Annotated in this window: 13 protein-coding genes; 12 read left to right on the top strand and 1 reads right to left on the bottom strand. The window is 33.8% G+C overall.

The genetic code is table 11. The features are described from left to right. Positions 1–211 precede the first annotated feature (211 nt). The 12 genes from HMPREF0367_RS07125 (at position 212) to HMPREF0367_RS07070 (ending at position 11,543) form a co-directional block, all read left to right on the top strand. Positions 212–811, top strand: a complete 600-nt coding sequence (locus tag HMPREF0367_RS07125) for a recombinase family protein (protein WP_035402727.1) — start codon at positions 212–214, stop codon at positions 809–811. Between the two features lie 232 nt (positions 812–1,043). Then, positions 1,044–1,265 (top strand): hypothetical protein, encoded by a 222-nt coding sequence (locus HMPREF0367_RS07120; RefSeq protein ID WP_035402723.1) that lies wholly within the window; start codon positions 1,044–1,046, stop codon positions 1,263–1,265. Positions 1,266–1,296: 31 nt separating this feature from the next. Next, the gene (locus tag HMPREF0367_RS07115) at positions 1,297–1,542 is read left to right on the top strand and encodes a hypothetical protein (RefSeq protein ID WP_035402721.1); all 246 of its coding nucleotides are present in this window, start codon (positions 1,297–1,299) and stop codon (positions 1,540–1,542) included. Between the two features lie 760 nt (positions 1,543–2,302). Next, the gene (locus HMPREF0367_RS07110; RefSeq protein WP_035402718.1) at positions 2,303–3,691 is read left to right on the top strand and encodes a TldD/PmbA family protein; all 1,389 of its coding nucleotides are present in this window, start codon (positions 2,303–2,305) and stop codon (positions 3,689–3,691) included. Then, positions 3,684–5,009, top strand: coding sequence for a TldD/PmbA family protein (locus tag HMPREF0367_RS07105; protein ID WP_035402716.1), 1,326 nt, complete (start codon positions 3,684–3,686; stop codon positions 5,007–5,009). Before HMPREF0367_RS07110 ends, HMPREF0367_RS07105 begins: the two co-directional genes overlap by 8 nt. Positions 5,010–5,013: 4 nt before the next feature. Next, a complete protein-coding gene (locus HMPREF0367_RS07100; RefSeq protein ID WP_035402714.1) occupies positions 5,014–5,787 on the top strand; it encodes an enhanced serine sensitivity protein SseB in 774 nt (257 codons plus the stop codon). 83 nt (positions 5,788–5,870) lie between these two features. Next, a complete protein-coding gene (locus tag HMPREF0367_RS07095; protein ID WP_035402711.1) occupies positions 5,871–7,181 on the top strand; it encodes a CCA tRNA nucleotidyltransferase in 1,311 nt (436 codons plus the stop codon). A gap of 4 nt (positions 7,182–7,185) precedes the next feature. Beyond that, positions 7,186–8,133, top strand: a complete 948-nt coding sequence (locus HMPREF0367_RS07090) for a DNA recombination protein RmuC (RefSeq protein ID WP_035402708.1) — start codon at positions 7,186–7,188, stop codon at positions 8,131–8,133. Continuing rightward, entirely contained in the window at positions 8,130–8,681 is a 552-nt protein-coding gene (locus HMPREF0367_RS07085; protein ID WP_035402705.1) for a macro domain-containing protein, read from the top strand. The genes HMPREF0367_RS07090 and HMPREF0367_RS07085 overlap by 4 nt, the downstream gene beginning before the upstream one ends. Further along, a complete protein-coding gene (gene mnmM, locus HMPREF0367_RS07080) occupies positions 8,653–9,186 on the top strand; it encodes a tRNA 5-(aminomethyl)-2-thiouridylate-methyltransferase MnmM (RefSeq protein ID WP_022356416.1) in 534 nt (177 codons plus the stop codon). Before HMPREF0367_RS07085 ends, mnmM begins: the two co-directional genes overlap by 29 nt. Positions 9,187–9,265: 79 nt before the next feature. Beyond that, the gene (locus HMPREF0367_RS07075) at positions 9,266–9,823 is read left to right on the top strand and encodes a glucose-6-phosphate isomerase family protein (RefSeq protein WP_035402703.1); all 558 of its coding nucleotides are present in this window, start codon (positions 9,266–9,268) and stop codon (positions 9,821–9,823) included. Beyond that, positions 9,816–11,543: a class I mannose-6-phosphate isomerase gene (locus tag HMPREF0367_RS07070; RefSeq protein ID WP_035402701.1), complete on the top strand. Its 1,728-nt coding sequence runs from the start codon at positions 9,816–9,818 to the stop codon at positions 11,541–11,543. Before HMPREF0367_RS07075 ends, HMPREF0367_RS07070 begins: the two co-directional genes overlap by 8 nt. 159 nt (positions 11,544–11,702) lie before the next feature. On the opposite strand, the gene HMPREF0367_RS07065 is transcribed toward HMPREF0367_RS07070, so the two are convergent. Next, complete coding sequence (locus tag HMPREF0367_RS07065) at positions 11,703–12,305, bottom strand: DUF6198 family protein (protein WP_035402698.1); 603 nt, start codon at positions 12,303–12,305, stop codon at positions 11,703–11,705. Between the last annotated feature and the right edge of the window lie 5 nt (positions 12,306–12,310).

Raw genomic sequence — 12,310 nt, 5'->3', positions numbered from 1 at the left:
ATTTATTTAATTTTAAACATAAATGAAAAAGAAAGTATGAATAATAGATTTGAATGTTAGTTTTCTTTCATTAATATAGTGGGGAAAAAAGCTATAACTTAATAACCCATTGAATTTATAAAGAAAAGTGGGTCATAAAGGTGTCAAATAAATGACCGATATAAGTCAAAAATGTTCTATATATTTTTGACCCGTGGAAGGAGGCTTTGGAATGGCAAAAACATGGGCTTATGCACGAGCCTCTACAAAAAGTCAGAATCTTGATCGTCAGATTATACAGTTAAAAAATTTTGTTGATGATTCATTTATAATGTGCGACAAGGCTTCAGGAAAGAATTTTGATCGCCCCAATTGGGATTTACTTAACAGAGTGTTAGATCAAGGAGATACATTAATTGTATGTTCTTTGGATCGATTAGGCAGAAATCACAAACAAATGAGGGATATCTGGAAAGATTTATTCAATCGGAAAGTAAATATAAAAATATTGGATTGTGATTTACTTAGTACAAATTATGAGGAATATGAAAATGATTCAACTAAACTTTTACTAATAAATGTTGCTTTTGAGGTATTTTTCTATTTAGCCGAGAATGAACGGACAAACATTAAACAGAGACAAGCAGAAGGGATTCAAGTAGCACGAACTATGGGAAAACATTTGGGAAGACCGCCTGCAACATTTCCACCTAATTGGAAAGAAGTATATGTAAAATGGAATAGAAAAGAAATAAGTCAAAATAAGGCTTGCTTAGAACTAGGTATTTCTAAAAACACTTTTAAAAAATTGAAAAGTCAATACATTAAGTAATAATTTAAAAATTAAAGGTGGGAACACCTTTTTTTATTTATATTATTAATTGTATTAAATAGAGGGATATGAATATTTATTTTACTTTCTATATTAAAAACAATGGGAGGGGGGATAAAATAAAGAAAACATATTTCTCTATAGTGTAAAGAAATATATAATATAATTGAATAGAATATATATTTGAAGAAAAATACTAGTAAACTTGATAATAATGGAGAGAATGGACTATATGAAAAGATTAAATCAAATTTTAGATATCCTTATAGGCTGTTTTATAGGTGCATTTCTTGGAAGTGGAGTGTCAAGATTTTTGGATTTTAAAAGTCATCCAGATTTATATGCCATACAGAGTGCTCCATGGTACGCAAGTATTATTTCGCAAGGGATTATAATCACAATTATTGTTATCATCTTAATTTTAATTAAAGTAATAATGAATAAGAAAAAGTGATTTTAAATTCTAGTTTCAAGAAGGTGATAATATGAAAAATATCGATTGGAAAAAATGTCAGTTAAGCATACTTAGTATAGGTGTTTTATTTTGTGTCTTCAGTCTTGTGTTTAAAGAATATCATCGTTTATTTCTAGGATTTGCTTGGATGTGTATAGGACTAAATGGGATTTGTTTCTATTTTTTAGAGTTAAAAGAAAAAGGAAGTTCATCCAAATTATATATTTTGGGAGCAATCATAGTAATTATTTTGGTTATATTTATCTACTTTTTTTAATTTGACTTGACACTTGTGGCACCACTTTGTAAGATTGCCTTTATCTACTTTAGATAAGGGCTTTTTTGTGCTTTTAACAAATTTTTTAAATGCAGATATAAATTATTCAAATTGAGAACTGTGCCAAAATGATCGATTATTTAAAGAACTGGGTTACAATTAATTGGCTGAAATATGATTCCTAATCACACGACATAATAGACTTTTTGTTCTTGTTTAACAGATTTAATGTCTATTTTAGATCAATAAATACGGTAGAGGATAGCTATATGAACAAGTATTATTCTTTTATATAGCTAAGCAATGCATAGTGTTTCAAAGATTTTGAAAATTATCGCTCTTGAACTTGCACTACTAGAAACTATGGCATATAAGACTGGAATTTCTAGAAAGTTGTTGAGTGAGTGGTGGTGTGATAGACCATTCTTGCTTCAAAAAACAGTTTTAGAGATATTATAGAAACTATGAATATTTCATATCTAATTGGGATATGTTCAAGATATCCGTTATAATATCATTGGTGATAACAATCACTCCTTTCGTTTAGATCAATCGTGTCAAACTGATTTTAAACGAAAGGTTTTTATTTATCTGAAAAAACAAAAAATAGAATAAGCAAGATCTTGTGATTATTTTCATATCCAAAATATTGAATGATTTATAGAATCTTTTTTTTAGTATAGAGATATTCAATTATGATGTATTAATAAGGAAAAATACATGAAGTTTGATATAATAGAAAAAGATTGAAGGTGAAAAGATGTTAAGTAAAGAAAGCTTGGAACTATTATTATCGAGAGCTATGGAATCAGAAGCTGATTTCGCAGAGATCTTTGAAGAAGAAACAACAAATGAATCCATATCAATGTTGAATGGAAAAGTCGAAGATGTTAATAAAGTTTTGCGTTCAGGTATTGGTGTTCGTTTGTATAAAAATGTACAGTCCGTTTATGGATATACCAATGAATTGGATATGACTTCCTTAACAAATTTAATTGATGAATTAAAGGAAGCATTTGGATCCGTTGAAAACAAACGAAGTGTTCAATTAACGTATGAAGAGATTGAAAATAAACATCCAGTAAAAATTGATCCAATTCAGGCAAATTTAGAAGATAAAGTAGCTTTGATGAAAAGAGCACACAAAGCGTGTAAAGCTGAAGATGAACGAATCGTTAAAGTTCAAATTAACATGTTAAATGTAAATCAGCATGTTCAAATTTCAAATTCAAACGGAAAACTTGTTCAAGATACAAGAATAAGAACAAGGATGCCTGTTACGGCATATGCGCAGGATGAAAAATCAATGCAGTCAGGTTTTGAAGGGCCAGGTGCAAGCATGGGTCTTGAATTCTACGATACAACTCAACCAGAGGATATTGCCAAAGAAGCTGCGAGAATTGCCCTTGTTATGTTAGAGGCAAAAGATTGCCCATCTGGTAAGATGCCGGTCGTTATCGACAATGGTTTTGGAGGTGTTATCTTCCATGAAGCCTGCGGACATGCTTTAGAAGCCAGTGCCGTATCAAAAGATCAAAGTGTCTTTACAAACAAGTTAAATACAAAAATCGCATCAGATTGTGTGACAGCAATTGATGATGGAACTATTCCAAATGCATGGGGATCACAGAATGTTGATGATGAAGGAAATCCGCAACAAAAGCGTGTATTGATCAAAGATGGTGAGTTGACTTCATATATGATCGATACATTGAATGGTCGAAGGATGAATATGGCTTCTACTGGCAGCTCAAGAAGACAATCATATAAATATGAACCAACAAGTCGTATGTCTAATACATACATTGCAGCTGGAAAAGATAAATTTGAAGATTTGTTCAAAGGAATCAAAAAAGGACTATATGCGAAAAAGATGGGTGGAGGAAGTGTAAATCCTCAGACTGGAGAATTCAACTTTGCGGTCAATGAAGGGTATATGATCATTGATGGTAAGATCACATATCCTGTAAAAGGTGCTTCTTTGATTGGAAATGGTGCAGAAATATTAATGAATATTGATAAAGTTAGCGATAATTTGAAAAGATCGCAGGGAATGTGTGGCGCCAGCAGTGGAAATATTCCAACAGATGTAGGGCAGCCAGCTATTCGTGTTTCCAGCATTACCGTAGGAGGTACTGTCAATGAATAAGAATAAATGGATCGAATATGCCTTATCACAAGGTATGGAAAGTGTAGAAATATATCAATCCTTATCAACGCAAAAAGAAATTACATGGTTTTCAGGTCAGATGGATACTTTTGTTTCCAGTCACGTACTGGGAACTATGATTCGAGGAATTGTAGATGGAAACATGGCCAGTATGGCTTTGGAAGATACCGATGATAATAAGATGGAAGAAGTGATCTCTAGTTTGATCAAACAAGCTAAGACCGTCACGACAAAAGAAAAAGATTCCTTAAGAAAGCCGGAAAAAACAGAGGAAGTTGTTAAAGAAAAAGAATTTGTCAAACCAAGTATGGATCAGATCAAACAGACCTTGGAATTGATTGAAAAGAAATGTTTAGCTTATGATCCAAGAGTGATTCAAGTATCTTATTTGTCTTTTGAAGAGGCGACAGGAACACGAGAAATCACCAATTCTTATGGTGTTCAGGTTTATGATGAAGACAAGATGAATGCGGTTGGATGCAGTGTTGCGGTCAGCCAGAATGATGAAATCAAAGATGATGCTTTGGTAAAGGTAGTATATGATCTAGAAAAGTTTGATGTAGACGCCTATGTAAAAGAACTATGTGACAAGGCGCTCTCTAAGTTAAACGCAACTTCTTTAAAATCAGGCAGTTATCCCGTTATCTTCGAAAAAGATGCAATGACCAGTCTATTCGCAAGCTTTGTTGGTTTATTTAGTGGTGATTTGATCTTTAAAGGAATTTCACCATTGAAAGGAAAAGAAAATACAAAAATTTTCTCTGATAAGATTACGATTATTGACAATCCTAGAAATTTAGAAGCCTTGACCATTGCCAATTATGATGATGAAGGGTGTCCAACAAAAGAAAAAGTTCTGGTTGATAAAGGGGTATTCAGTAGTATGTTACACGATACAAAAAGTGCTCTTCGAATGCATGCTGAAAGTACAGGAAATGGCTTTAAATCTGGATATGCATCTAATGTTGGGGTTTCTCCAATGAACTGTTATATTCAACCTGGAGATAAATCATTAGATGAACTTTGTCAGGATATGCAGGAAGGGCTGGTAATTACAGAACTTGCAGGGCTTCATGCAGGAATTGATTTTGTAACAACAAATTTCTCGTTACAGTGTTCAGGTTACTATGTAAAGAACGGGAAGTGCGATCATAGTGTTTCGCTGATCACAGTAGCAGGAAACTTTTTAGAAATGATGAATGATGTAAAGGCAGTAGCAAATGATTTAGAATGGGAGTACAAACAAATTGTTACACCAAGTATCGCATTTAATGCGTGTGCAATAAGTGGAGAATAGAACTATGGTAAATGAATTTAAAAACACACAGATGAAAGAAGCTTTGGCAAAAATCAAAGAAAAACAGACAACAGAAACGATCAATACAATGCTTGCGGCATTGATGACGACAAAATTTTTGGCACCGGCAACATGGGATAAAGAGCCAACAATGAATGATAAAGGACAAATGATCTTTGAGCCGAACACAAAATTTCAGTTAATGATCATCGAAACAAATCAGAAAGATTGTTATTTTCCAATGTTTACCGATATGGAAGAGTTGAGAAAATGGAATTCAGATCCTAAGATTCGATCTTTGGTCTTAACGTTTGAACAGTTTATGCCATTTATTGAATTGGCTAAAAATGATATCAAGGGTATTGTTTTTGATCCTTTTGGAGCAAATTTACCAATCACAAATGAATTCTTATTTAAGCTTCATGAGCAGCAGAAGACTTCTTTACATGAAAATCAAATCAAAAAAGGCGATAAGATCTACATGAGAGAACCTGTAGAAAATATCGATGATCTAAAAGCGGCTGTTTGTGAATACGCCAAAAATGATTCAAATATTCTTTCTGTATATATCAAAGAAAGAGTCGATAAAGAAAAACCAAGTCATTGGTTTATGATCGTTGAAACCGCAAACGAAGATGTTGAAGTGTTCAAACAGATTGGGCAGGCTTGCCGTTCAGTCAATCATGGTAAAGAAATTGAATTCATGTTTGCCAGCGCAAGCTTAGCGAAAAATGTAATGGCGAATACAAAACCGATTTATGTAAAAGAGAATAACTAACATTATGGCAACCTTAGGGTTGCCAATCTTTTTATAAACATTAAATAGAATGGTATAATATTGCGTGATAGAGGTGAGAAATCATGAAGCTTCCAGGCTATGTCAAAGAAATCATTGAAATATATCATAGGGCAGGCTATGAAGCTTTTGTCGTCGGTGGGTGTGTACGCGACTATTTACTGGGAAAAGAACCACATGATTATGACATTGCGACCAATGCTTTTCCTGAAGTTACGATACAATTATTTGATCATGTCATCTTGACTGGGTTAAAACATGGAACGGTTACGATCCTTTCAAATGAGCCGGTTGAGGTAACAACTTTTCGTTTGGAAAGTGAATATAAAGATCATCGTCATCCTGAAGCTGTGCGTTTTGTGAATACGATTGAAGAAGATCTTTCACGACGTGATTTTACGATCAATGCCATGGCTTATAATGATATAAGAGGTCTGATCGATCCATTTCATGGACAAATTGATCTTGAAAAGAGAAAAATTCGATGTGTGAATGATCCAGATACGCGATTTAAAGAAGATGCCTTAAGAATGTTAAGAGCACATCGGTTTGCGGCAAAGCTAAACTTCGAGATTGAAGAACATACCAAATTGGCAATTGAGAAAAATTCTTCTTTGCTACGTTACATCTCTATAGAGAGAATTCGTTCTGAACTAGTAGAAATCATGCGCTATGATCCTTATGAAGTAGAAAATATGACAGAATTGTTGATCGATATTTTACCGCAGTTAAAACAATGTAAGGAATGTGAACAAAATTCTCCATGGCATGATACGGATGTGTTACATCATACATTAAGAGCACTAAAATTTTTAAAACCTTTTGATGAAACTTTGGCTTGGGCTATTTTGATGCATGATTTTGGCAAGCCGGAAACAAAGACAACCAAGGATGGAAGAGATCATTTTTATGGACATCCTCTTATCAGCAAGAAAATATCTTTGGAATTATGTAAGAAATTTAAGTTGACCAACATACAAAGAAAGAGAATTCCTGTGTTGATCGAATATCATGATGATCATTTAAACGCAAATTTAAAAACAATTTTTAAGTTTAGGATCCAAAGAAATTTTGATGAAGAAATGATGGATCAGCTTTTGACATTGAAGTATTGTGATATCATGGCGCATTCCTTAAAAGGGATCCAAAGCATTGAAAACTGGAAAGCTTTTAAAACGTTTTATGAAAAAGAAATAAAAATTCGACCTGTATCGATCAAAGACCTTGCGATCAATGGAAGTGATGTGATCCAATATACAGATCGAAAAGGAAGCCAGATTCATGAGTTTTTGTATAATGCGCTCATTGAGTGTTTTTATGAACCTCAAAAAAACAATCGAAAATATTGGATCGATCGAATGACAAGAAAGAAGTGAGAGAATGGAACTTATTAGTATAGTATTGATAATTTGTCTTTTGATTTGTCTAGTGGTCTTGGTTTATTTGATCAAAAAATTATCGGATAAGTCAGAAGAAAATACATATCAGATCTTAATGAATAATAAGGAAGAAGCGGCAAGAAATGAAGCATTTGATAAACAGATGAAGCAGTCTTTTAATTATGTTTTAAATCAGGTGCAGGAATTAAGAAAAGATCAGGCTTTATCTAAACAATCCATGGATATTGTAGAGAATAATATTCGTTCAATGAATCAAATCATGTCCAATGCCAAAACGCGAGGAAACTGGGGTGAATATCAATTGGATATGTTGTTGAAAATCTATGCCGGTCAAAACCCTTCTGTTTACAGCATGCAGTATACATTATCTAATGGAAGAATAGCAGATGCCGTATTACATATGCCTCAGGATAAACGTGTTTTATGTATAGATTCAAAATTTCCTATGGAAAATTATTTGAATATGGTCAATGACAACAATGAGATATATTTAAGACAGTTTAAGGCAAATGTAAAAAAACACATTGATGATATAGCTAATAAATATATCAATGCGCAAACTGTAGATCAGGCTATCATGTTCATTCCAAGTGAAGCCATATATCAATTTATATGTTCAGAATGTATTGATACGCTAAATTATGCTTTAAGCAAGCATGTAATGATGACATCGCCAACTACTTTAATAGGAATCGTTTATACCTTGATTTCCAGTACGAAAGACTTTTATCGTGCAAGCAATATCCAGGATATTGAACGAAATATTATTTTATTAAAAGATGATATGGAAAGATTAGTCACAAGAAGTAGAAAGGCAGAGAAATCTTTAGAGAGTCTTGTGGAACAATTTCATCAAGTTTCGATTTCTGCTCAAAAAATTGCGGCTAGAGTCAATAAATGGACAGATGGAAAGGAAGATGAAGAATGATCTCAACATTAAAGGCGGATATTACAGGACTTGATTTTGATATTATCGTGAATGCTGCAAATTCGCGTTTATTGCCAGGTGGTGGTGTATGTGGCGCTATCTTTTCCAAAGCTGGAAAAGAATTAGAAGAGGAATGTCAAAAGATCGGTCATTGTCAAACTGGACAGGCTGTCATTACGGATGCCTATGCACTTCCTTGTAAGGCAATTATTCATACAGTGGGACCTATTTATAAGGATGGCAAGCATAATGAAGCAGAATTTTTAAGTGCTTGTTACTGGAATTCCTTGTCATTGGCTTATAACTATATGCGTATGCATGAAATGGTGTGTTTGACGCTGGCGTTTCCTTGTATTTCGACAGGGATTTATGGATATCCAAATGAAGAGGCTTGTAAAATTGCGATTTCTACAGTGAAGAAATTAATGTCACAATATCCGGATGCCAAGGCCATTGATGTGATTTTCGTTTGTTACTTGGAAAAAGATTATATGTTATATAAAAAGGAGCTAAGAAGACATGAAATCAATCGTCGATCAATCGCATGATTTCTTAAAGGATGTTCTTCATAAAGGTGCTATCTGTATTGATGCAACTTTAGGCTGGGGAAAAGATACGGATTTCTTTTTGAAAAATAACGTTCGAAAAGTTTATGGTTTTGAAATTCAACAAGTAGTATTTGAACAAACTGTTTCAAATATAAAAGACAGCCATTTTGTTCCTGTTTTCGATGGGCATCAAAACATGGATGCCTATGTAAAAGAAGAAGTGGATGCGATTATCTTTAACTTTGGCTATTGCCCTGGCTTTGATTCACAAGTTAAGACAAATCCTAAAACCAGCCTTGAAGCTATTGAAAAAGCTTTGTATCTATTGAAGAAAAAAGGGAGAATGGCACTTGTGATCTATCCTCATGAAGAAGGAAGAGAAGAATCAAAAGCGATAGAAATGTATTTAAAAAAATTGGATTCTCACGCTTTTTATATTGAAAAAAGAACGCAATTGAACCAGGATCATTCTCCATATCTTATTGGAATTGAAAAACTTAAATAATTACTTGTATTTTTGAAAATCATTTAGTATGATTAGCGTGGAACAAATGTTATAACATTATAACACAGGAGGAAATGTTATGAAGATCATTGAACCATCCCTTATACATGATTGGGATAAGGAACCCTGTGGAAAAGAGGTAACAGTTTCCACAAAGCTCTACAAAGATGCTAAAGACCTCTATGAAAGTGTAGATGAGTCCTTACATGACGATACCGTAATGTATGAAGTCTATAGCGTTTCATCTCAGTCAGAACCAGGTAAATTGAATTGGGGATTGACTGTTATGCATCCTGTAAAAGTAAATGGAGAATGCAACATGACTAGAGGACATTTTCACGAAAACATGGACTGTGAAGAATACTATTGGTGCTCAAAAGGAACAGGTCTGTTGATGTTAATGGATGAAGAGGGTAAATGCTGGTGTGAAAAGATGTATGAAGGTTCACTACATCACATTCGATCCGATTGGGCTCATCGTTTGATCAATACAGGCGATACATATTTAAAAGTTGTTGCCTGCTGGCCAGCTGATGCAGGACATGATTATGCAAGAATCGAGCATTCTGGATTTACGTATCGTGTATATTGTGAAGGTAAAGATATCATAGTAAAGGAGAGAAGAACAAATGAGTAATTATGATCGTTTTCCTGCAACAAAGATCAAGGGGTATGAAAACACAGCTGTTCGAGGATATGATGCGATCTTCGATGTATTAAAAGAAAAAATGCAGGGTAAAAAAGTATTGGTTATGGAAGCTTACCCTGGAGTTAGTGATGATCTAGTGTTGGAACAAATTAAGAAATTAGAACCAACTTTAGTCATTGATATGCGTAAGATCTTCAAAGATGAAAAGACATTGAACGAACAACTTCAATACCATATTACAGATGATAGAATTTTTGGAAGAATGTACTATGGAAATGTTATTGATTTCATCGATCTAGAACGCTTGGAAGCAGCAAAAAAAGAAGTCAAAGAAGCTCAGGGCTCGGTTGTTGTTTATGGTTTTGGCGCTTCTTTGGTGGCTGAACATGATGTTTTGGTTTACTTAGATATGGCTCGTTGGGAAATCACATTACGTTATCGTAAAGGCCTTCCTAATTATAACTGCACAAACTATGATGAAGACTCTTTAAGAAAGATCAAACGTGGATTCTTTATTGAATGGCGTGTTGCGGATAAACATAAGATGACATGTTTTGAAGATGTTGATTATTTTATTGATACAAATAATGATGAAGATGTAAAAATGGTTCCTGGTGAAGGCGTTCGTGACGGTCTAAGACAAATCGCATCACAACCATTTAGAACGGTACCATATTTTGATCCAGGTGTATGGGGTGGACAATGGATGAAAGAAGTCTGCAACTTGGATAAAGATCAGGATAACTACGCTTGGTCATTTGATGGTGTACCAGAAGAAAATTCTTTATATCTTGATTTTGAAAACGCAACAATTGAAATTCCTGCGATGGACCTTGTGTTGTATCAGCCAAAAGAATTGTTAGGAAAAGACGTATTCGCAAGATTTGGTGCAGAATTCCCGATCCGTTTTGACTTCTTAGATACGATTGGTGGACAAAATCTTTCTTTACAGGTGCATCCATTAACAGAATACATTCACCGTCAGTTCGGTATGGCTTATACACAGGATGAAAGTTACTACATCTTGGATGCTAAAGAAGGTGCAAGTGTTTATCTAGGATTAAAAGAAGGTATTGATTCTAATCAGATGATCGAAGATCTAAGAAGTGCAAATAGAGGGGAAATTATTTTTGATGCAGAAAAATACATCAATAAATTCCCAGCTAAAAAACATGATCATTTCTTGATTCCTGCAGGAACTTGCCATTGTTCAGGTAAAGATGCAATGGTACTTGAAATCAGTGCCACTCCATATTGTTTCACATTTAAACTTTGGGATTGGGCACGTGTTGGTCTTGATGGACTTCCTAGACCAGTTCATATCGAACATGGTAAAGAAGTTATTCAATGGGATCGTACAACTCCATGGGTTAAAGAAAACTTGGTAAATGCAGTTTATACAGTGAGAGAGGATGAGCATGTAAAAGAAGAACATACTGGTCTTCATGAATTGGAATACCTAGAAACTAGAAGATATTGGATCAAAGATGAAGTTGTAGTGGATAATGAAGCAAATGTCAATATGTTGAACTTGATTGAAGGAAGTGAATGTCGTATTGAAAGTTTGGATGGTTCTTTTGAACCATTTGAAGTACACTATGCCGAAACATTCATTGTTCCTGCAAAATGTAATAAATATAAAATTGTAAATGAAACGGATTCAACAATTGGTGTCATTCGTGCATATGTAAGAAAACCACAAGCCTAAAATGAAAAAGAGATTTCTTGACAAAAATTGTCTTGAGATCTCTTTTTTTACAGTTTTTAATGATTTTAGTTGTGACAAAAATAGAGGTATGCCATGGTTGGTAGAAATTGAATACATCTAGTACAACTGGAATAATTTTTTTATGTACTTGCGTTAAAATTATTTTTTCATTAGATATCCGATTAATTGGCCTGAAATGGCAACAGTAATCAAAGAATAGATAATTTTTGTAAAAGGAATATAAGTCAAGGATAACACTAATACAACAAGGTCGGCCAATAAGTATGCCCATTGAATCTTTAAAGGTGTGTAACGTGAAATCAATAATGCCAAGGCATCATCTCCACCAGGCGCTGCTCCTGATCGCATTGCGATACCTACACCAAAACCAACAAAGCAGGCCCCTAGAATACTGCACATTAAGGGATAGTTAGAAATCCATGGGAAAAGTGGTCCGATTGTTTCAAAAATGGCATAAGATACTGAATAGACAACAATAGAAATCAGAGAATATACCATAAATTTATTACCCATTTCTTTCCATGCTAGACCATAACATATTAAGTTGAGAATAGCGCTGGTGATTGATGGTGAAATGGAAAACCAGTTATACAATAAAAGTGTTAAGCCAAGAATACCACCTTCACTGATTTGTGATTGAGAATGAATATTAAATAAGCCAAATGCTAAAATAACACTTCCTAAAGAAGCGTATAAAATTCTATCTTTTTCAAGAGATTTTAGTTTATTCCAAATATACATAGATA

Origin of the sequence: Faecalitalea cylindroides ATCC 27803 (assembly GCF_000469305.1) — a bacterium.
Classification (GTDB): Bacteria; Bacillota_I; Bacilli_A; order Erysipelotrichales; family Erysipelotrichaceae; genus Faecalitalea; species Faecalitalea cylindroides.
This window is presented reverse-complemented; position numbering and strand designations above follow the sequence as displayed.